19 protein-coding genes are annotated in these 21,827 nt (G+C 46.2%); 6 read left to right on the top strand and 13 right to left on the bottom strand.

The genetic code is table 11. The features are described from left to right. Positions 1 to 58: 58 nt before the first annotated feature. The 4 genes from J2736_RS27965 to J2736_RS27950 form a co-directional block, all read right to left on the bottom strand. Positions 59 to 2,506 (bottom strand): S-layer homology domain-containing protein, encoded by a 2,448-nt coding sequence (locus J2736_RS27965; protein ID WP_310501869.1) that lies wholly within the window; start codon positions 2,504 to 2,506, stop codon positions 59 to 61. Positions 2,507 to 2,548: 42 nt separating this feature from the next. Continuing rightward, entirely contained in the window at positions 2,549 to 3,139 is a 591-nt protein-coding gene (locus J2736_RS27960) for a hypothetical protein (RefSeq protein ID WP_310501868.1), read from the bottom strand. A gap of 571 nt (positions 3,140 to 3,710) precedes the next feature. Then, positions 3,711 to 4,154 carry an SRPBCC family protein gene (locus J2736_RS27955; RefSeq protein WP_310501867.1) on the bottom strand — a complete coding sequence of 148 codons (444 nt, stop codon included), beginning with the start codon at positions 4,152 to 4,154 and terminating at the stop codon, positions 3,711 to 3,713. A gap of 15 nt (positions 4,155 to 4,169) precedes the next feature. Then, positions 4,170 to 5,741 (bottom strand): ABC-F family ATP-binding cassette domain-containing protein, encoded by a 1,572-nt coding sequence (locus J2736_RS27950; protein ID WP_310501866.1) that lies wholly within the window; start codon positions 5,739 to 5,741, stop codon positions 4,170 to 4,172. Between the two features lie 175 nt (positions 5,742 to 5,916). Here J2736_RS27950 and J2736_RS27945 point away from each other — a divergent pair, with 175 nt between their 5' ends. From J2736_RS27945 to J2736_RS27935, 3 genes are read left to right on the top strand one after another with little or no spacing between them, the layout of a single operon-like run. Further along, complete coding sequence (locus tag J2736_RS27945) at positions 5,917 to 6,363, top strand: hypothetical protein (protein WP_310501865.1); 447 nt, start codon at positions 5,917 to 5,919, stop codon at positions 6,361 to 6,363. A gap of 1 nt (position 6,364) precedes the next feature. Then, entirely contained in the window at positions 6,365 to 6,586 is a 222-nt protein-coding gene (locus J2736_RS27940; protein ID WP_310501864.1) for a helix-turn-helix transcriptional regulator, read from the top strand. Positions 6,587 to 6,622: 36 nt separating this feature from the next. Beyond that, positions 6,623 to 7,609: an NAD(P)-dependent alcohol dehydrogenase gene (locus tag J2736_RS27935; protein WP_310501863.1), complete on the top strand. Its 987-nt coding sequence runs from the start codon at positions 6,623 to 6,625 to the stop codon at positions 7,607 to 7,609. Here J2736_RS27935 and J2736_RS27930 read toward each other — a convergent pair. Beyond that, positions 7,596 to 8,486 carry a LysR family transcriptional regulator gene (locus J2736_RS27930; protein ID WP_310501862.1) on the bottom strand — a complete coding sequence of 297 codons (891 nt, stop codon included), beginning with the start codon at positions 8,484 to 8,486 and terminating at the stop codon, positions 7,596 to 7,598. The genes J2736_RS27935 and J2736_RS27930 overlap by 14 nt on opposite strands. A gap of 248 nt (positions 8,487 to 8,734) precedes the next feature. Between J2736_RS27930 and J2736_RS27925 the strand changes: the two genes are divergently transcribed. After that, positions 8,735 to 10,930, top strand: coding sequence for a YhgE/Pip domain-containing protein (locus tag J2736_RS27925; protein ID WP_310501861.1), 2,196 nt, complete (start codon positions 8,735 to 8,737; stop codon positions 10,928 to 10,930). Between the two features lie 60 nt (positions 10,931 to 10,990). Here J2736_RS27925 and J2736_RS27920 read toward each other — a convergent pair whose 3' ends face one another. Beyond that, on the bottom strand, positions 10,991 to 12,196 hold the full coding sequence (locus J2736_RS27920; protein WP_310501860.1) for a glycosyltransferase family 4 protein: 1,206 nt from the start codon (positions 12,194 to 12,196) through the stop codon (positions 10,991 to 10,993). After that, on the bottom strand, positions 12,186 to 13,175 hold the full coding sequence (locus J2736_RS27915; protein ID WP_310501859.1) for a flippase-like domain-containing protein: 990 nt from the start codon (positions 13,173 to 13,175) through the stop codon (positions 12,186 to 12,188). The genes J2736_RS27920 and J2736_RS27915 overlap by 11 nt, the downstream gene beginning before the upstream one ends. 197 nt (positions 13,176 to 13,372) lie before the next feature. On the opposite strand from J2736_RS27915, the gene J2736_RS27910 reads away from it, so the two are divergent. Continuing rightward, positions 13,373 to 14,104 carry a suppressor of fused domain protein gene (locus tag J2736_RS27910; RefSeq protein ID WP_310501858.1) on the top strand — a complete coding sequence of 244 codons (732 nt, stop codon included), beginning with the start codon at positions 13,373 to 13,375 and terminating at the stop codon, positions 14,102 to 14,104. A gap of 114 nt (positions 14,105 to 14,218) precedes the next feature. Continuing rightward, complete coding sequence (locus tag J2736_RS27905) at positions 14,219 to 14,941, top strand: siderophore-interacting protein (RefSeq protein ID WP_310501857.1); 723 nt, start codon at positions 14,219 to 14,221, stop codon at positions 14,939 to 14,941. A gap of 15 nt (positions 14,942 to 14,956) precedes the next feature. Here the strand turns inward: J2736_RS27905 and J2736_RS27900 are convergent, their stop codons facing one another. The 6 genes from J2736_RS27900 to J2736_RS27875 all read right to left on the bottom strand — a co-directional run bounded on the left by J2736_RS27900 (position 14,957) and on the right by J2736_RS27875 (position 21,817). Further along, positions 14,957 to 15,394 carry a rhodanese-like domain-containing protein gene (locus J2736_RS27900; RefSeq protein WP_310501856.1) on the bottom strand — a complete coding sequence of 146 codons (438 nt, stop codon included), beginning with the start codon at positions 15,392 to 15,394 and terminating at the stop codon, positions 14,957 to 14,959. Positions 15,395 to 15,502: 108 nt separating this feature from the next. Further along, on the bottom strand, positions 15,503 to 16,378 hold the full coding sequence (locus J2736_RS27895; protein WP_310501855.1) for a LysR family transcriptional regulator: 876 nt from the start codon (positions 16,376 to 16,378) through the stop codon (positions 15,503 to 15,505). 24 nt (positions 16,379 to 16,402) lie between these two features. Continuing rightward, positions 16,403 to 17,623, bottom strand: coding sequence for an MFS transporter (locus J2736_RS27890; RefSeq protein WP_310501854.1), 1,221 nt, complete (start codon positions 17,621 to 17,623; stop codon positions 16,403 to 16,405). Positions 17,624 to 17,788: 165 nt separating this feature from the next. Then, positions 17,789 to 18,916: a hypothetical protein gene (locus tag J2736_RS27885; protein WP_310501853.1), complete on the bottom strand. Its 1,128-nt coding sequence runs from the start codon at positions 18,914 to 18,916 to the stop codon at positions 17,789 to 17,791. A gap of 4 nt (positions 18,917 to 18,920) precedes the next feature. Then, the gene (locus tag J2736_RS27880; protein ID WP_310501852.1) at positions 18,921 to 19,475 is read right to left on the bottom strand and encodes a hypothetical protein; all 555 of its coding nucleotides are present in this window, start codon (positions 19,473 to 19,475) and stop codon (positions 18,921 to 18,923) included. 185 nt (positions 19,476 to 19,660) lie between these two features. Further along, the gene (locus J2736_RS27875) at positions 19,661 to 21,817 is read right to left on the bottom strand and encodes a hypothetical protein (RefSeq protein WP_310501851.1); all 2,157 of its coding nucleotides are present in this window, start codon (positions 21,815 to 21,817) and stop codon (positions 19,661 to 19,663) included. Positions 21,818 to 21,827: the final 10 nt, after the last annotated feature.

Here is a 21,827-nt window from a genome sequence, read left to right as displayed (position 1 = left end):
CTCCTCCCCTGTTCGTTTTAACCAAAATGGGCAGCCTTGCGGCTACCCATTTCACCTCTTATTTAAGTAAGTTGTATAACACTTGAGCGGCTTCAGCTCTTGTGGATAGGTTTTGCGGGTTAAGCTTAGCGTTATCCCCTGTTAGGATCCCGCTCTCAACAAGTGACTTGAATGCCTCTTGTGCAAATCCTGCGATTTGGCCCGCATCCGTGAAACTAGACAATGTAGCTGCCCCATTCCCTTTTGGAAGCTTATTCAATACACCTAACGAGCGATGTAATAGTGTGAACAGCTCCTCACGAGAGATGCTTTGATTCGGCGCGAATTGGTTGTCGCCAACACCACCTGCGATGTTCAGACGTTTAGCAGCCGCCAAATAAGGCGTGTAATATGTGTTACCTGCATCCGCGAAATTGTCTTTCGCGTTCTCTTCCGGCGCTATGCCGTATGCTTTTAATAGGAGCGTAATGAACTGTCCTCTTGTCAGCTTGTCATTCGGACTAAAATGAGTCTCGTCTGTGCCGCCAGCAATCTTATTGGCTGCTAGGAAGTTAATCGCTTGATGATGCCACGCTGACTCTGGCACATCTACAAAGGCAGATTTCGTGTAAGTAATAGCAACATCCGTTGCTGGACTTGGGTTATACCCATATTTGGCTGCATATCTAACTTGATATTTACCGGTGGATAATCCTGTCGTTTCTGTGGCTTTGGCTGCTGTGTATTTGGTTGTTCCCGCAAGTTTATATTCCAACAGCGCAGTTGTGCCTGTGATTTTTCCATCAAGACTCAACGAAGTCGTTGCTGCTGCAGTGCCAAGACCTGTAGGTGCTGCTGATTGTTCCAAATTCAAGTCGATGATCGTGGATGGACTTGGCTTGAAGCCAGCTTTAGCTGCAGTCCTCACGTAATAAGTACCTTGCGTAAGTCCTGTAAGGGACGTACCCGTTACTGGTGCATAAGCTTTGTCTTCTGCACGTTTGTACTCAAGAGCTGTAGACGTACCGCTAATTTGGCCATCTTTGCTTGTATCTGACTTCGGAGCTTTTCCTGTCAGTCCTGTTGGAGCTGCTTGATCAGCCGCACCTTGCAGTTCTGAGAAGGCACGATCTAGCGCCTCAATGTAGTTGTTGTAATTGACACCTTTTTTACCATTCAGTTCATAATCAGGTTGAATATCTTTCCATGTGTACATTAACTCAACATGATCAAGAATTGGGGCTGGTTTGCCTTGCGCATCTTTATGATCCTTATTGTAAATAAAGAAGTAAGGCACTTGCAGCTTGTTAGCTACATGATCAACGCCATTCGCGTCCTTGTAGCTGACGTTATTGCTTGCTTTTGCATAAAGAGTTTCGATATTCGTTAAGTAGGTATTAACCAGATCTACGTATCGATCGGAAAATAGAGCACCAGTTGCACGGATTTGAAGGAAATTGCTGCTATCCGTTCCTACAGGCACATCTGGCGTACCGCCAATGCCTCCGTCCAGCTTCGTATCCCAGTTGTACACTTTGGTTACATTGTATTTCTTCGCATATTCATTGACATACTTCGCAACTGCCCGTGTATTAGGGCACCAAGAGCATCCGAATAGGAAAACATAGTTCCCTTCGCTTTTCAACACTCCATTAAGCTCGTCATAAGTTACTGGATCAAGCACGATGTCTTTATCTGCTTCACCAAAAATCGTTTCTCCCGCGAATTCGTTATAAGAGGAGGCAATATAGTTGTTGTTATTTTGATCGGCTTGCAAGCCAGCTTTCAGATTAGCTGGAACAGCATCAAATGCCGCGCTAACTTTGGCTTTATACGCATCCACTTTGGCATTATCCACAACACCATTGGTTAAAAGTGCGTCGATTCCCTCTACCGAAGAAATAATTGGAGCGTTGGCTGCGCCATTTTTGTTATTTTTGTTGTACACGAACAAGTACGGGGTTTGAATCTTTTGAGCTGTTCCTGTCAGGGTTTTCGTAACGAGGTTAGGCGCTTTGCCTGACGTCACATCATTGCTGTAAGTGACACTTTCCGAACCCTCGATTTGTGTGCTGAGATTCGTTAAATACTTATTAACCAGATCGACATAACGTCTCGAGATTGGATTGTTGGCGGAATCAGCGATATCTGTAGCAGGGTTTGCACCATCTAACCGCGTATCAAAGTTATAGACGGACTTGATTCCCTTCGCTTGTGCCACCTCGTTTATGTATCCAACAACAGCTTGTGTATCTTTACTCCAGGAACCACCGAATAGGAATACATAGGTTCCTTCGGAGTCTAGCAAATAATCAAGTTCATGATAGGTTGTTGTTTTAAAAACGTTCTTATCGTCAACGAGATTATCATATTTTTGATTGAAATAACTTGTATAAGTGCTGTTGAGTGGTGCTGATGGCGTTGATGATGCTGCGGCACTTGCTTGGTTCGTATGTAAAAAAGGTAAAACTAGCGTAGCAGCCAGAAGCAGCGTTAAGGCTTTATTCGTAGTCGATGATTTAGTCATGGTATTCTCCTCTGTGTTAGTTTCGTTAGTGTATGGCTCCGATTAGCAACCCTCTTCTTCGATGTCGCAGTTCTCTTCATCTTGTGCAGCAGGCGCAGGAGTTGCAGCCGCTTTGGCAGGTGCCGGTGTAGCTGCTGGCTTCACTTGAGCAGGTTGTGGAGTCTCAGCCACGGCAGCTTTAGGCTCTTCTTTCTTCACAGGTTCAGCCGTTGGTTTAGGCTCTTCCGCTTTTGTGACGACTTCTGCTTTTTTCGTTTCAGTCGCAGTAGTTACTGCTGCTGTCTTAACTTCAGGCGCTTTTGTATTCACGGCAGTGGTTGCCGCAGTGTTCGTTGTAGGCGCAGTTGTCGCTGCCGGTGTTGCAGCAGCAACTTGCGTCTGTGTCGCTTCCACAGCTGGTGTTGCAGCTGCTTGCGGCTTAACTTCAGCAACTGCGGCTACCGCAGCTTGAGACGGGATCTCCACTTTCGGTGTTGCCGAAGGAGCTTGTGTTGTTGTAGTCACAACAGCATTCGTTCCATTATTATCCGTGCTCTTCGAAGCGGATACGGTGACCGCATAGATGACAATAAGTACAGCAATCGCTGCGAGTATTGCCAATAATTTAAATTTTGATAGTCCAATGTTAGCCATGTTTGAACATCCCTTTCCTCTTAGGTTTCATGTGTACAGTTGCCATCGTGCCGACTTGCCTCTTCGCTGCCATCCTCCTTCTAGTTGTTTTGAAGATAAAAAAAAGAGACACAACAAAGAGCGATTACATCTGCTCCCGTTGAATCTCTGGCTGTCCAGTAGATCACATTCGATATTCTGTTGAGATACATACGACATGTGTGAATCTCAATGTAAACATATCTTAAATGGCATTGATAGTTATGTCAATCATTTTTTAATTAATTCCTATCGGTTTTGTTGGAATTAATAAATTTGCCTGTAAATGAGGCTTTCTGCCCCCTGTCGCCAGACAGAAAGTCAGCATGTCGGTGGTACAATAACAATGTATATCAGCCGCACTATCACATCTCATAAACCAATAACTTGAAAAACTTCATCTATTTTGACATGAATCAGCTATTTATTTTGAATAGATGGAAAACGTACAGTTAATTCTTCGCATTCTTCCGTTTTTGACAACTAGCCTTAAAATTAACTGCGTTTTTTACAGCTAATGACTCCAAACTCCAGATGCTGAGGCTCACGCTTTCTAATACGGCAATTCATGCCCCTCCAAGTAAGCTTTCAAATTGTCCAATGACATCGCATACCCTTCTTCGGTCGGCTTCGCCTGCTCTTGGGTCTCATACCCCGTCTCGGTGATCGTTACACGTGTGCCGTCGCCTTCCGCCGCGGTGAGAAATGTCGTGATCATCTCATAATCCGGCACACTGAACTCCCAACGCAACGCGAAGCGTTGCTGCAGTTCAACTGCCTCGATGGTCGCTCGCAAAGTTACAACCTCCGTCCCTTCGTGGTACTCATTCGGTACATGGTGAAAGTAGACCTCAGCTCCCGGCGAAAGCTCGGCAACGTCCCATGGCGAGCCTGGCGAGTACCACTCCGTTAGCTGCTCGCCTTCCGTCACCGCTTGCCATGCACGCTCCAGCGAAGCCTGAATCCAAATGCTTTTGACGACTGTAAACTGTTCCATACCAACTTTTCCTCCCTATAAATTCTGCTGAGTGACACCCGTTGCCGGATCAAATGTCAGCATTTTCGTACCGATTTTATCAATAAAGAACCGATCGTGACTCACTGTAATGACCGCTCCTGGGAAATGAATCAACGCCTGCTCCATAACTTGAATACTCATGAGATCAAGATGATTCGTCGGCTCATCCAAGATGATGACCGCAGCGCCGGAGAGAAGACATTTGGCAAGCGCGACCCGTGCCTTCTGACCACCAGACAAGTTGCCAATAAACTTGCTGAGGTCCATCTCCGAGAATTGCAGCATGGCGAGGAATTTATTCACCTTTTTCCGCGGCGCATCCAGTCCGAGGCCGTACGTATTCACCGCATGGCTAACGGTATCCTTCGGATTAAGCTCTTCCCACATCCGGTTAAAATACGCGTAGCTGACGCCTTTCTCCCAGATCACCTCGCCGGACTCCGACTTCTCCTGTCCCGTAAGCACCTTAATGAGCGTGGATTTCCCGCTTCCGTTCGGGCCTACGACGACTAGGCGGTCTTCCTTTTGAATATCGAAGCTGACGTTCTCAAAGATGGTCCGACCCTCGTAGGTCTGCCCGATACCTTTCACCTCGCACAGCTTGTCCGGAAACCGTAGACGCTCATAAATATCCGTGATCAGCACGTTGACGGGGTGAGGCTCGATCCGTTTCTTGTTATCTGCCAGTTGACGTGAGAGACGGTCCTTGGACATTTTCTTGCTTGCGCGGCTATCAATAGCCTCCGACTCCATGAGGAGCAGCTCTTCTTCCCACTCAAATTGGCGGTCGAGCTCCTTTTTGCGCATCTTCTTTTTGCGAATATAATCCGTGTAATTGCCCTCATACTCTTGAAAACGATAGTTCTCGATCTCGATCACTTGCGTGACCACCTTATCGATAAATTCCCGATCATGGGAAATCAGCACCATCGCACCTTTGAACCGATACAGCCACTGCTCCAACCAAGCAATCCCTTCAATATCCAAGTAATTCGTCGGCTCGTCCAACAGGACAACATCGGGTTGCTCTATAAGCATTTTGGCAAGCGCCGCACGGTTTCTCCAGCCGCCGGACAACTCATCAACAGGTTGATATCGCGACCGCTCATTGAATCCAAGCTTGGTAAGAACGGTGTTAATTTCAACAGATACGTTCCACCCATCTAGATGCTCCATTTGCTCAAATAGTTCCGCCTGCCGCGTCAAAAGCTTATCCATCTCGCCGTCATCTGTGACGGTACCGAGCTTTTCACCAACTTCTTGCAACTCGCGTTCAATCAGTGCAACCTGCTCAAAACACATTTCCAACTCTTGCTGAACGGACAAACTTCCGGTCATTTCTGAGAATTGCGAGAAGTACCCTATTTTAACCTGAGGATCTATCTCTACCTTGCCTGACGTTGGCTCTTCTTTTCCCATGATTAGTCTAAACACCGTCGATTTCCCGGCACCATTCCGTCCAATCAAACCGATTCGCTCACCTTGACTTACTTTAAAATAAATATCGCGAAAAATCATCGCGTCCTCATATTTCTTTATCACGTTCTCCAAACGGATTACACTCATAGCTATCCCCTTTGACCTGCATCATTCATTCTAGGCTGATTATATCATGTTTAGCTTCACGACATTTTTTTATAAATAGTGTATTGTACAGTTGACTTAATGTATAGTATACGCTACATTGTGTATAGAGTATTTTACTAAAGGTAAAAATGAGCATACAGGAGGCACCAAAGAAATGTCCTATCAAGAGAAAAAGCATATCGTCTCATTTATAAGCACGGTGTTCATTTTTGGTTTCTATTGTTGGTATATCTTTCAAAAGGTTCAAGATACGAGCATGGATACAACGGAAACCTTTCACTTCTGGGCGGCAGCCATCTTAATCTTAATACCAGTCTCCATTGTTGCCAAAATCATCATTGCGATCATCTTCAATATCATTTATCGCATTACAACTAAAGAAGTGGAGCCTTCTTTCTCGGATGAACTTGATAAACTCATTGATTTGAAAGCGACAAGAAATTCGCATTATGTCTTTACGCTTGGTTTTCTCCTAGCGATGGGGTCGCTCGTGTTGGATATGACGCCTACCACGATGTTTATCATTCTTATCTTCTCAGGATTCATGTCAGAAATGGCCAATGTATTCACGCGGCTCTACCATTATCGGAAGGGAGTTTAAGATGGGCAAAAGTCTGTTCAGCAATCACATACGGAAATTACGATTTAACCATGATGAAATGACACAACAACAACTAGCAGATAAAGTTGGGGTAACCAGGCAAACGATCGTCGCTCTCGAACAGGGTAAATACTCCCCTTCTTTGGAATTAGCTTTTCGTATTGCACAGGTCTTCAAGTTACCGTTGGAGGATGTTTTCTTTATTGAGGAAGAGCAGTTATGAGATCGGCTAATAACAACCCATTCAGGAGGGAAACGAATGAGAGCGATTGTATGTTCAAAGTACGGAAAACCCGAGGTTCTTCTGCTGAGACAGGTAGATCTGCCAGAACCTAAGGACAATGAAGTGCGGATTAAACTGCACGCGGCTATTGTCACTCCTTCGGATTGTGCTTTTCGCAAGGCTGATCCTTTTATCATCCGTTTGATGTATGGTCTACGCAAGCCCAAACATACGATACTCGGCGTCGAGTTCGCAGGTGAAATTGACGCAGTGGGTAAAAGCGTAACGGCCTTTCGAGCCGGCGACCGCGTTTCCGGTATTAGTCCGACTAGTTTCGGTGCCTATGCGGAGTACGTATGTCTGCCAGAAGCTGCCACAATGGCTAGTCTGCCAGTTAATGCGAGCTTTGAAGAGGCTGCGGGCCTCTGTGACGGTGCCTTAACAGCATTGATCTTCCTCCGTGATACAGCCCAACTTAAACGGGGGCAAAAGATCTTGATCAACGGCGCCTCCGGATCCGTAGGGGCTTACGCGGTACAACTGGCGAAGTACTTCGGTGCTGAGGTGACAGGTGTGTGCAGTTCCACGAATGCCGCATTCGTGAAATCGTTGGGGGCTGATCGGGTTATTGACTATACGCAGGAGGATTTTACAAAAAGCGGTCAGTCGTATGATGTTATTTTCGATGCGATAGGCAAACGTTCATTCACACAATGTAAAGACTCGCTATCTGCCAAAGGCGTCTATCTCACTACCGTTCCATCACTGGGCATCATGCTTCAGATGTTATGGACATCCAAGCTTAGCAGCAAAAAAGCCAAGTTCACAGCCGCGGGCTTACAGCAAAAGAAAGAGAATCTGGCTTTTCTCGGGAAGCTTTTTGAGGCAGGTCACGTGAAAGCCGTAATTGATAGACGCTATCCACTCGAAAAGATGGCTGAAGCTCACAGCTATGTGGATACAGGGCGTAAGAAGGGGAATGTAGTGATTACGTTTGGGGCGCATCCCCTCACTCCAAATTAGCAAACAACTGCTGCGTATACTCCTTAATTACCGCGGACACTTCAACATCCTTCTTTGTAATACGCCATAGGTAGTTCGGGTATTTTTTATATGTGCCAATCGGTATCGAGACGACCCCGTTCTTGAATTTCTCTGGCATAGTATTCACGATGTAGTCCGTCGCAATGGTAATCGCATTGCCGCGGCTAACCATTTGCATGATGGCTTGCGTGTTATTGGTTGTCAGGGCAATTCGATTGCCTGAATCTCCGGAAATTAACTCCGCTGCAATTCTTTCTATATAAGCATCTTTATAAATAACGAATACTTCATTATGTAACTCAGAGCCAGTTATCGCAGTTAAAAATCGCAGAGGGGATTGTTTATTCACGACAATGACGGCTTCCCCGCGAATCACAGGCTCCCACGTGAACGAATCGTTCTGACTCTCGCGCGACAAAGAGACGAACCCCATGTCCGCTTCCCCTTTCATCACCTGATTCATCACCGCTGTATTATCGCCCTCCAAAAGTTGCACATTAATATGCGGATAGATCCCCATAAAAGTAATCGTGGTATCTGTTACTAATGAAACCATGCCAGGAATCGTGGCAATCACAATATTCCCTGTATTGATGGATTTGGATTGGGAGAGCTCATTTCTCATATTCCGCACATTCGTCAGTATGGTACGTGCATATTGCCTAGCTTTAAACCCATCCTGTGTAAGTGCGATGCCTTTTTTGGAACGAGTAAACAACGTAACTTCTAATTCAAGTTCTAGCTGGCTAATGGACTGACTTACGGCTGGAACGGTAATCCCATGCTTTTTGGCCGTTTCGGTGAACGAACCTGATTCCGCCGAGTCAATGAAATATTGAAGTTGTATGATATTCAAAATAGCTCATCCTTAACTTTTTGTTTAGTCAAATAAATTAAACTTAAATATATTTTATCATATGATAGTGGTATTATATAGTAACTATCTCAACCTTGCCGAAACCACTTCAATGAAACTTATTCTTTCGAATAATTGTTTGGATTAAGGGAACATCATTAACGACGAATATCACTCACATTAACCGACCGCATCGTCTTTCTACGACGATTGTGTTTATTTATTCTATCTTGAAAGGAGCATTACCATTGAAAAAAAACAACATTTTTCAAGTATTCGCAGGTGAATTTCGCCGATTTATTAAGAACCCCATGATGATCATTACCTTTATAGCTGTTGCCTTAGTTCCTATTTTATATAGCGGATTCTTACTGAAAGGCACTTGGGACCCTTACGGCCAATTGGAGAAACTTCCAATCGCTGTGGTCAATATGGATCAAGGCGCTGATTTTGAAGGCGAATCCCGCAATGTGGGCAATGAATTCATCGATGAATTGAAGAAAAACAGCTCATTTGCGTGGGGATTCATGAGTGCAGAGGAAGCCGCACTTGGGATGAGAAATAACCATTATTATGCCACGATTACTGTTCCGCCTTCATTTTCAACAGACGCCGCTTCGATTACAAGCTCGACACCGAAGCAGGCAGAGATCATTTTCGAATCCAACAGTTATTACAACTTTGTTGCTGGTCAGATTGGGGAAAGCGCGACAAAAGAATTAAAAAACAAGCTTTCTCACACATTGACGGAAGCTTACTCTACAAGCATTCTTTCTGAATTCGAAACGATTTCAAATGGGCTCAGCGAAGCAGGCAAAGGAGCCTCCGATCTCCAGGCAGGGGCTCAAACCTTAAGCGACGGGATTCATCAAGTCAAATCCAACTTGGTCATCCTAGCGGATGGCACCAAACAATTGGACGACAGCGCTGGTTTACTTCAAAAAGGAGCCGCTTCCCTTAGCTCAGGCGCATCGGAAGTTAGCAAGGGAGCCGCTTCTCTAGCGAGCGGCGCCAACCAATTGCAAGACGCAGGCGCTCAGCTGGAGCAAGGTGCTCAGAAAGCAGCAGCAGGCACTTCTTCCTTGGTAACAGGGCTACAAGCCTCCCAAACCGGCGCTGAGCAATTGGCCTCTGGGCTTGCCGCTTCCGCCAAAGGCAGCACGCAAGTCGTCGATGGCCTTACATCAGCTGTAAGTGCCAGCAATAAGCTGGAAGATGGCTCCGCACAGGTCGCCACTGGTCTTGAAGCCTTCGTCGCAGCGCATCCTGATTTGGCTTCCAATGCGACAATGACCAAGCTCATCGCAGCCAGCAAAGAAGTCGCAGAAGGCAACAAAAAGTTGCATGATGCGGAGTCGAAGCTGCTCACAGGCAGCCAGTCCGTGGCCTCTGGCACAGAAAAGCTCGTCACTGGCGCTGAGAAGCTCCGCGACAGTCAAAAGCAATTAGTTGCTGGAGCAACTCAACTACAAACGGGCGGGCAGCAGCTTGCAGATGGCCTGCACGCCTTTAACGCCAACTTGCCGCAGCTAGCTGCGGGCGCCACCAAGCTGCAAAGCGGCGCGGCGCAAGTCAGCACAGGAGCCGGAGATCTGGCAAGCGGCATGACGCAAATGACAGCAGGCATTCATAAAGTGGCAAGTGGCGCCGCGCAGCTGAATGAGGGTGCGACTGCGCTTGACACAGGTGCAGCGAAATTGGTCGATGGCAGCGGTCAGCTAGCATCGAAATTAAACGATGCCGCGGCGCAGACAGCCGCGGTCAAAGCTGATGACAACACGATCAAAATGCTGGCAGAGCCCGTTAAGATTACAGCTAATGACGACCGTAAGGTGTCGATCTATGCCAATGGCATTGCCCCTTATTTCATATCCATGGCGTTATTTGCAGGTTCGCTCGTGTTCACAACGATCTACGCAGCTAGAAGCACGTTCACTACAGGTGCTCACGGGTTCCGGTTGCTGGTCAGCAAGCTTTTAACCTTTAGTTTGATGAGTATTTTCCAAGCATTGATTGCAACGACCGTTCTCACTTATGTCTTAGACTTGAAGGTACAGAGCATTCCCTTGTTTTATGTCTTCACCTTCGTCGTTGGCCTAACTTTCATGCTGATCATTCAAATGCTGGTCACATGGCTCGATCAACCTGGTCGATTCGTCGTATTGCTGCTGATGATTCTACAGTTAGCATCAAGTGCGGGAACTTATCCGCTAGAGCTATTGCCTGATTGGGCGCAAGCTCTGCATCCTTGGCTGCCGATGACTTATGCTATTCAAGGTTTCCGGTACGTCATTTCCAGTGGTCAGTATGCGGAGATGTGGCATCAAGTGGGTTACCTGAGTATCTACTTGGTAGCCGCTTTGATACTAACCAGCGTTTATTTTCTCACTCGAAAAAAGCAAGATAGTCACGATGAGGAACAATTGATGCCTGTTACGGTCTAATGAAATTAATAAAGGCTAGAAGCCACCTTCGAGGTGATTTCTAGCCTTTTTTTGTAACCTTTACCGGATATCCTGCTTCATACGAGGCCGTTTCCTAACTAGCTTGCTGTTGTTGGCCCGCGGGCTTGCACACAGCTCTTCCACGTATTGATCAAATATCTCCGCGAGGACTTCATACTGGAACCCTGTCTTCGCACGTTTATAGCCAGCTGTGATCAAGCGATCTCTAAGCGCATGATCTTGGGCCAATTGGAGAACGCTTTCTATAATTTCCGTATGTGAATCTGGATTAACGAGCAGCCCCGTCACCCCGTCAAGCACCGCCTCCAGAGCTCCGCCGGACCTTCCAGCTATAACCGGCACTCCTGCCGAGGCTGCTTCCAAGTAGACGATCCCGAAACCTTCGGCATCCCCCTTCTCCAGCTCTCGACACACCATAATAAACTGATCTGCCATGTTGTAATAGTCATTCAAACTCTCACTTCCGCTGATACTACCAATGAAAATAACCGCATCTGAGACGCCATTCACCTGTACAATGTGTTCAAGTCGTGCACGATCGGGACCATCTCCGACAATGACATACACTGCATTGGGAATATGCTTTAGGATTTCGGGCATGGCCTCTATGACGCGATCCTGTCCCTTCCTAGTGACAAGTCGACCGACGGATAAAATGACGTACTTATCTTCAAGCCCATGGCGTCGGATCAGTTCCACATTTGCAGATCTCTGGTCAAAAACAGCCTCCACACCAGGATGTACAAGACGAATACGTGAAGGATCGACGCCATAATCTTCTACCAATTTTCTGGTAAATATACTATTCGTCAACACACCGTCTGCATGAACCAATATGAGCTTCACGATTTGATTTAGGCCGATAAATCGACGAAACATCAGCATATCCATCCCATGCGTGGAAATGACATAACGTCGTTTGCCAAAAACCCGAAACAACAGACCGATGATACCAATTAGCACATATCCGTAGACCGTAACATCAGGCTCTTCCACCATCATTTTTCTCACATGCCGAAAAAGTCGCCCCCAGCTCAGAATGTGCGCACGCTCATTACGCATGAATGCCCCACGCACCGTTCGAAAGGATTGCTGACCATCGAAAGCTTCGCTGCCTGGATACGCTGGAGCGAGAACTGTAATCTCATGTTTCGTATGCTTAGAAAGGTTGTAGTAATAACTTTGCATACCACCAATTCCAGGAGGGAAAACACCAGCTACAAGCACGACTTTTTTACGATTCATAGCTTCTCACCTTTCGAACTAGTCTGTTGGCCATTTGAATCACGACCCAAAATGTAATTTCAGCCATCATATTCCATATCCTTGCTAGGATCGAAATGTTCAGTGCGGCCTCCGCACCTAGCTTGTGCGATAAAAAGTAAACCAAGAAGCCCTCCCTAACACCAAGCCCGCCAGGAAGTGGACTTAACAATCCGAGCAGCCAAGAAGTGGCGAACGTACCTGCCGCATACAATACGCTAATTCGGCCAGCTCCGAAGCTATTTGACAACATCCAGAAGGCGATTCCCATCACGAAATGACTGCCTAGAAAACAACAAAAATAACTAAAAAATTGATTGCGGGACAAGATGGCACCCGCGCTGCTACTCGACAGGGTATAGGCGGAATTAGTGAATCGCTGTAGCAGCCTATGGAGTACCTTCCATCGAGAAATGTGAGCGAATACTCGGCCTAACCAAGCTGTAATCCTTGAATAATACCTATAGGCTACACCGGCAATAACAACAATGAATATGCAAACAGGAATTGATACAACGTCTAGGCTAAAAGCAAGTAAAAGTGCATACGAAAGCGCCGCGGACACTAAGAGAACGTTTTCGTATAGGATGGCGGCAAACTGCGTACCCAGTGATACACCAGCCCTTGTGGCGAGTACAATGCGGCCCGCATAATTCCAGAAGCCACCTGGTATGTACTTGGCGAATTGCGAGTTAATAAACATAGTCAGACCTAATAATAGATCCAGTCTTGTAGGACTGTCCGTTCTTGCTCCAACGGCATTGACAATAAGCACCCAAATGCTCGCTTGCAGTATTAAAAACACGGTGAAAAGGACCATAGATACATAAAAACGATAATCTGCATCCATCAGAAACGTTAGTAAGTCCGCCGGCTCTAGCGCTAAGCTTCTCTTGGCAAAATACAAAATGACGGCCACGAGTAAGCCCTTTAGAAGCACTGGCCACCATCTCCGCAGCATCTTGGCTCCACCGTCCCTTCCTATACGTATGGCGGGTCCAATTATTGTACAACAGCATTGTAAAACGTCATGCAGGCAATCATTTTTATTTTGTTAATGTGCTGATCACACTCTAAATCAAACTAAATATTCCCAATTACAACAAATACCGATATAGTTAACTTAATCTCAATTTCTACATTCCAGAAGGAGTCCAAATGACTACTAAAGAGCAATCCTCAGGCGGCAGCACCATATATCGCCATCAAGCAACAGATCGACCTTTCACATTCGCCCAAGGGAATGAAGCTTCAATCGAACTCATTTCTCAGCATGTGGAGACGTACATCGGACCGATCCAATCCGTATTCCATGAAATCATCTCCGACTTGGTTCATATTGACATCCTTTACGTAGCTCCGACTAAGGAGCGCAATTACATCACATTGGTAACCTCCGGCATGAGCAACTTACCCATGACGGTCCCACAAGGAGCGGAAGCCTTCCGCTATGCCGAACTTTTGATCTGTCTTCCTGCAGATTGGCAGCTATCAAACGAAAGCATGCAAAAAGAAGAAAATTATTGGCCGATCCGCAGCTTAAAAACGCTAGCAAGACTTCCACACGAATACAATACGTGGCTGTATACTGCTCACACCATTCCCAATAACAATCCTGCTGAACCTTATGCAAGCAACACGAAGCTGATGGGCATGATGCTAACGATTCCTTCCATCGTGCAGCAAATTAATGAGTTCTTCACATTAACCATCTCGCCAGACAAAGAAGTTCATTTCTTCAGCTTAACTCCACTTTATAGTGAAGAAATGGACTATAAACTTAATCATGGTGCCGAAGCATTATACAAAAAGCTAGACAAAGCAGGCGTTACTGAACTTCTTGATCCTCGACGTAAAAATACGTGCAAAAAACGATTCGGATTGTTCTAAAGCAGTGAAAAACCCACCGAAGGCTTGCACAATCGTGCGGCCAAAAGTGGGTTTTGAAAGATCTGGATCAGAAAAATTTGCTGAATATGCCATTCGGCTGAAGGGGTTGTTCCTATGGGGATTTTAGAAAACTTGGGTAAACGCATTTCACATAAGGCTACCGTCATTCAAAAGCAACAAATTGCTGAGCATACGTTTAGAATTTCACTTCAGCTACAGCAGGCCAAAGGCCTTTCCTATACGCCAGGAGAGTTTCTGCGCGTATTGGTAGGTGCTGATCAATCCGTTAAACTAACCGACATGATCCGAACCTATTCCGTCTGGCGTTATGATACGGCATCTCAAGTCATTGAAATAGCGGCTTGCACATTTTCCTCAGGATCTGGGGCAAGTTGGGCTAAGCGTCTACAAAATGGTGATACCGTTCATTTCACAGGACCTAAAGGAAATTTTGTGTATGATGAATCCCCTGATTACTATATCCTTATCGGAGACATCTCCTCATTAGCCCATTTGTATGAAATCCATCGCCAAATCCCTCCACACAAAAAGGTATTTAGCCTCATTTATGCCGATCATAAACAAGATTTTTTCACCGATTTGGATGGAACATCTCCCCTCACCTTCTATAACTTGCCTGCAAACCCTGTACAGTCGTTGACGGAACAACTAGAGCTAATCATGAAACAAGCACAAGGTAAGGGCATGCTCTATGTGGGAGGCGATGGACGGGTTTGTGTCGAGATGCGTAACTATATGAAAATGCATCACCAATGGGAGAATCGTCAAATTAAAGCGAAGCCCTTTTGGATGCCCGGTAAGAAGGGACTTGAATAGAGGCTGTTCACAGCATTAACCGATCAATGGAGCCGTCTCGCCGAGCGTTCCCTCTACATTGTTCCCTTCCTTCCTCCAGTACTCCATGCCTCCGAGCATCTCTTTCACCTTAAACCCGAGACCAGAGAGTCGAGCTGCTCCTTTGGTTCCACCGTTGCAAGCAGGTCCCCAGCAGTAAACGACGATTGTTTGTTCTTTTGCGAATGAAGCAGTCGTCTCTTCGTTGATCTGGTTGGAAGGTAGGTTAATCGCACCGGGTACGTGACATTCTCCGTATGCTTTAGTGCTGCGAACATCGATGAGCAAAAAATCATTGAAGCCATGTTGCATATCATAACGCACATCCGCAACATCCGTTTCCACGGAAAGCTTATTCATATAATGACGATGAGTAAGCTCCGGTGATGCGGCAGGTATCTCGAGAACGAGTGATTTATTCGTTGGAATGGTCATTTGGGTTGCCTCCAGTGGGTTTGTCGATTTCTTGATGTTAATGTAACACAGGAACCGACACTGGAGTTATCGATAGAAATCGATACTAGACTTCACTCATTTCGATAGTTAGTTAGCACCACCGAGTATCTCTAGAAAACCAAGATAGGCTTTCGATCTCCATTTTTTCTTGGCGATAATCAATTGTGTATAGAACTTACACTCGGGATGAATGAATGGTATTGCGACGATCTGGCCTTTGCGAAGTTCCTCGGCGACAGCAATTCGCGGCAACAAGGCAATGCCAAGCCCGTAGGTTACACACTGCTTGATTGCTTCGAGATTGCCGAATTCGTAGGATAAATTGTAGCTCACTTGATTACCTTTCAACACTTTCAGGAGCATCGCTCGGTACGTACAGCCATCTTCGGTCAGGATGAGGGATTCGTGCGCTAGATCTTCCACATGGACTTCGGTTTGCCCAGCTAATTTATGATCAGGACTTGCAATAATGACTAATGGTTCTTCTCTCAAAATGGTGCTGTCTAGCTCTGGATCTGTAAATGGCGGGTCCAATATAATCCCAATATCCACAGCCCCTTCTTTAACTGATTCGATAATGAAAGGCTCGTTCCCTGGATGAATGACAATGTTGACGTCCGGATATTGGCGTCGATACGCCTGAAGATGGGGTGGTAGATAGAAAGCGGCCAACGTCTCAATGGTTCCAATCGCAAGCGTCCCCTTGGATTGCTGGGATACAACTTCTTTGGATTCTTCATGTAAACGATAAATCTCGTTTGCATATTGCAGCAGCGCTTCTCCGGCCATTGTCAATTTCATCGTCCGTCCGAATCGTTCCAAGAGAACAGCGCCGTAAGATTCCTCCAATTTCTGGATCTGCGCCGTTATACTGGATTGCGCATAGCCCAGCGTTTCCGCGGCTCGCGTATAACTGCCATACTTCGCCACTTCACGAAATGTCCTCAAATATGTCATTTCCACAGGGCTCAACTCCCTTCTTCTATTCTAACTTCCCGATAAAGACCGCAGCCTCCGAAGCGACGGAAACAGATACATCCACAGGCCTGCAACAGCAAGTGTCCCTATGCCACCGACGAGCGCGGCCGGAGCAGCGCCGATGAACCCAGCCACGATGCCCGATTCGAACTCTCCCAGCTGATTGGATGTCCCAATGAATAGTGAATTCACGGCGTTAACCCTGCCTCGCATCTCGTCTGGCGTTTGCAGCTGCACAAGGGATGACCTGATCACGACGCTGACTACGTCCGAAGCACCCACGAGGAATAGAGCGAATAACGATACGATCAGGTTCGTCGAGATGGCGAATAGCATCGTTGCAAGTCCAAAAACAGCGAGTGCCCCAAAGAGCTTAAGTCCGACTGACTTTTGCAGTGGAAAATAGGCCAACACGACTGACATCAATAAGGCACCAATTGCCGGTGAGGTTCGCATAAGCCCCAGTCCCACAGGTCCCGTATGCAAAATATCCTGCGCAAAGATTGGCAATAGAGCTGTCGCTCCGCCTAATAAAACAGCAAATAGATCCAGAGAAATCGTCCCGAGAATGATCGGTTTGCGATAAATAAACGTTAACCCCATGAACACAGAACGCATGGTGACCGGCTCGAATTTACGTTCGATAGGCGTCATACGAATCAAGAACGTTAGGATGCCAGCACCGAGCAAGGCAATTGTCGCTGTGCTGTATACAAAAGTGGGCCCTATCGCGAAAAGCAAGCCGCCGAGCGATGGTCCTATAATTTGCGACGTTTGTCCGACGGACGTGCTCCAGGCGATCGCCTGCTGCATGATGGATTTGGGGACCAACTGCGGGAGCAGCGCAGAGGAAGTGGGCCCTTCAAAGGCGCGACAAGCACCGAGAATGGCAGCTGCCACAAGAATTTCTTCTCGTCCGAGCCAGTCATTCAGGTTGCCCAACAGCAGCAGCACGGCAATCAAGGCCTCGATGAACTGACAGATGAAGACAATCCTCCGACGGTCGAAGCGGTCCGCCACTTGCCCTACCACGAAGGTAAGCAGCACCATCGGCACAAACTGAGCTAACCCGACAAAGCCGAGACTGAACGCATCGTGGGTCAAGTCATACATTTGCCATCCGATCGCAACAGATAGCATCTGAAAAGAAGAAGAGGAAAACATACGCGAAATCCAGAAATAATTGAACGATGGATGACTCAACACAGAATCTTTGGAAGTAAATCGCAAATGAACTCACGCCCTTATCGTAGAGTAGTTGAGGTTGGGCTGTCCCATCTCCTATTTGTAAACAGATTAATTATACGACTAATACGGGCCTTGTTGAAACGTTTCATGCAAAAAAGTAAATTCAGAAAAAGCGCCCTCTCACCATCCGGTGGGAGAACGCTCTTATCAATAATCATATGTTAATTTCCGTCGACGATGAAGGGAGGTTCTAATCCTTTTGTACATATAAAAGGCAAGCAGCGTCATCTCAAGTCCCCAAATGATGTAAGTCGAGGTTTCGCTTACTTCAATTTGCAAATAGTTAAAGTCAGCAAATTGCTTTCTCACAAATTGGTCTGCCACCATCTTGGCCACATGGTCCACAATCGGCACAAAATCTTTGCCAAACCCCTGCGCCATCATGTAGTCCTGAACTTCAAGCTTGAGCATATCTACTTCACTCCAGGAGAAAGCATGCACCCACCTCATCGAACCATCCGTTGACGGGCTGAAGCTAACGACAAAATCGTTCTTATTGCCGTTCTTCCATTTATCCTGAAGAGCATAACCGTATTCTTGCGGCAGATCCGTCCCCACATTCACAAAAATTAAATTGACTTGTTTCCACGACTTGGTCTCCCCCGGATTCTCAGGGTCAGGCACCGCTTTGTTCAGCTCGGTATTCCACGCCGCCAATGCTTGCAAGGCTTGCAGACCATTCGGCACAGCGCCTACAATCCTATCGACATGAAGCAACTCAGATACATGGCTCGGATACCCTGGCAGGTCGGGGTAATCTTTTAGATCAATGTCGTCATGTTTAAAAAGACTGTAAGAACCTCTCACCTTATTCACATACAAATGAACAGATGCTGAAGGCGTCCCCAACGGAAAATATTTGGCTAATTCGGCTGTCGTGTTGGGGGAGCGATCATTAAACCTAGTTCTCCCGTTCATGGACTCGTCCACTTCAAACCATCCGTTGTCCGAGGTTTTAATCTTGTTTTTCGCCTTGTGGTGCTCGTAGTGCCCCGGATTTTGGGTACAGCTCTTGCGGCCGTTAGCATCCGTGGAACATTCTTTCTTGCCTGGAATCCACTCGTCCCACTCTTCCGTGTGCTCCCAGTTCGTCACGCTCCCCGACCAGACCTCTGTATCGACCGTCCTCACATAAAAATCACCAGCTACTACACCAGCAAATAGGGTGGCGGCCAACAGCGATATCCCCACATATCTCCACCATTTGCGTCCCGTTACGAGCTCAGTGGCAAAACCAACAATCAAAACGAGAAAAAACGCTGACCAATACGCCATGTGCTTACCTCAGTTTCACTTCGTTATCTTTGCCTGTTTGATACGCATCGCTCGTACGATCCGAAGTAATAATAAACTTCTCGGCATCCATGGTTTCAAAATGGAAAATAGCGTTCATCAGCACATGCTTCCGAATATGCGTGTTATACTCACGGACTTGATCAGCAATTTTCTTTTGATTCCGGTCAAACTCGGTCCGCGCCGAAGAAACTTCATTTTGCAGTTTCGTATACAAAGTGCTGCTCATTTGCGGGTTCTGCTCTTGTATCACTTGGAAAAGTGCTTGTGTATTCGTGTAACGACCTGAAATGAGGTCGGTATATACTTTTTTGATATCATCAGCTTGCATATCAGTGACTTGCGCCATTTCTTTGAACCGTTTCCACATGTTATCGTAGTTGGACTTATTCGCCACATGTTGTGACATAATTTGCTCATCCAACGCAATGGCTGTCCCCCGTTGTCCCCACACCACGGCTGCCGTAATAATTGCAATTACCACCAATATGCCAATAAAACCAAGACAACCCACGACCAAAATCCCACTCTTGTTCCTCATACAATACCCCTCTGCCTATTATTCCCAATCCTTTCTATTATTCTAGCATATCGAGACGACAAGATATCTCAAGATTTCACAAAATTTTTGATATCAGGAAATAAAAAATACAGAGCAGCGGTGTTGGTTGGTCCAAGCACCACGCTCTGTATGCTTTTCACTCTTGTAATGACTTTTATTCAACATTAGTCCGTAATAATAAACCAGTCAGCCTTCTGAGTGGCTAACAGCTTTCTCTGACCTTGGAATTCATCATAAATGCTGAGCGTATACTTTTGTAGAAATTTAGTATTGTAAATGAGGCCAGGATCTGGAATGGTTATTTTGAAATTATCTCGGTTACCAAGGCGAATCTTCGTATCTTCATCTGCCGTTGAATCCCCATTAATGACGTCGAAATCTTTGAAATCAAATCTCTTCTCAAATCGCTTAATCCCGCCGCCATCTTCAAACACAAGCAGTAGGTTATGACCTTCGGTATTGATTTCTGTCATTTTCTCCTTGGTTAGCTGGTAGTTGAATTGCAATGTAAATACACCGTTCGAAATGGATGTTCCTATTTTTTCAATCGAGATCGTATAAGGGAACAATTCCACATTTTTAAGTGTTGTAGCTACATCGCTCTTCTCATCTGGCAGCAAATAAGCTACTGGGTTCACATAGCCATCCGCGACAGCTTTCTCACCTTCCGACAACTTACCTTCTGTCACGGCTTCTCCTAGAAGTAAATTCATATTTGTCGTGCCGAATCCCTTGGGAACCGATGCCCAAACATTTAACAGCGCTTTGCCCGTAGGGCTAATTTTGTTTTTCACTTCCGCGACGTTTGCTGGGAAAATCGTACCGTCCGATGAACGGAAATTAGCAACCAATTTAGACACATTCGTGAATCGCTTCTCCAAATTAGTCGCTTCCACCATCGCCGAATACATCGTATTCGTTTTGTCTGCATAGGTCGATACGCTTAGAACTCCGTACTTAGCTTTACGTCCGATATCATTAGATGTATAGAACTCCCCCATCCCCATCAATGGAATAGCCTGGAGCTCCGCCTGTGTCGAGAATTCCAGCACATCAGTCGCTGTCGCACTGCCTGTGTTTGTGCCTGTTCCGGTTCCCGTCGTTTCCCCCTCATTCTCTTGGAGAACTAATTTGATTTGTGAGAACTCATACGTATAAGGTACCTTGCCTGCAACTTGCAGGTTGACACTTGCACCCGCTCCTAACCCAATCACTTTCGCTGTTTGAATAAGCTTGGCATCAATTTTCACTGCGTCATCCAATAAAAAATACCCGGATAATTTCGGAATAGGCAGCGAATCATCCCCGTTATTGCTTAGCGTTAAATCAGCTGTAAGTAAGTCTTGATCCTCCCACGGCAATCTGTGCAAACCGTTCAGCTGCGCCGTATACACACCTGATTTATTGGTGAAGGTATATGCTTTACCAACAGAGCCACCTTCAGGCTGAGAAACCGTTGGCAGCTGGAAATTCGCGACCGCAACATTCAATTTCAAGTCTGCAATCGTCTCCGCAATCGCTAATTGCCAAGCATCTGCAGCAACAGCAACTGGAATTGAACCAGAGAGCTGAATTTCCTTGGTTTCCTTCGGATTAATTTGCAAATCCTTCAATCCTTTGGCTTCCATCGGATACAGGAGACCTTCTGAAGTGCGGATTGAGAAGAGGTACGCAGGAATGGTTACAGTATGACTTCCAACATTCTCTAAGCTTACATACACCGTAGGCACATGATATTTCTCATTCTTGTTGCTGACAAACTTTTTAATCGACGCCTTCACGTTAGTTCCACCAACCGAAATCACAGAGGCAAGATCAGCAGGTGTTACATCCGTATAATCATCGGGAATCGCTACCTCACCTATAATTCGTTCAAAATCCGTTTGGTTGAAGTCCCACTTAATAAATTGCACAACAAGATCTTGTAAATTCGTACTCGCATCCACCGTTGCATAAAACGTCACATCTGTCGTTGAACCGGGAGCTACCCGGTTCTTATCCTTGTCTGCCGGAAGTAATCGTACGGAGAATTGCTTGCCGGATTTACTTTTCAGACGTGTCCAATAATCAATAAATTGCAGTTCATTGCTGCCCTCGTTATGGATCGTAATCGTAAATGTCGCTAACTTCCCGCTAGCATTTTGTTGAAGATGAATCTGTTGCAACTCAAAATAACTGCTTCCCGTTATGTTTACCTTCCCCACATCTAATACAGGGGCGGAGGGGCTGCTATCAGCCCAGACGGGGGTAGTCGCTCCTAGCACAAGCATCGCTGACAAGGCTATAGTTACTAGGCGCTTGTGGTGAATTGGGATGATCATGATGGATTCT

The sequence above is a fragment of the Paenibacillus qinlingensis genome (assembly GCF_031455095.1).
GTDB lineage: Bacteria > Bacillota > Bacilli > Paenibacillales > NBRC-103111 > Paenibacillus_E > Paenibacillus_E qinlingensis_A.
This window is presented reverse-complemented; position numbering and strand designations above follow the sequence as displayed.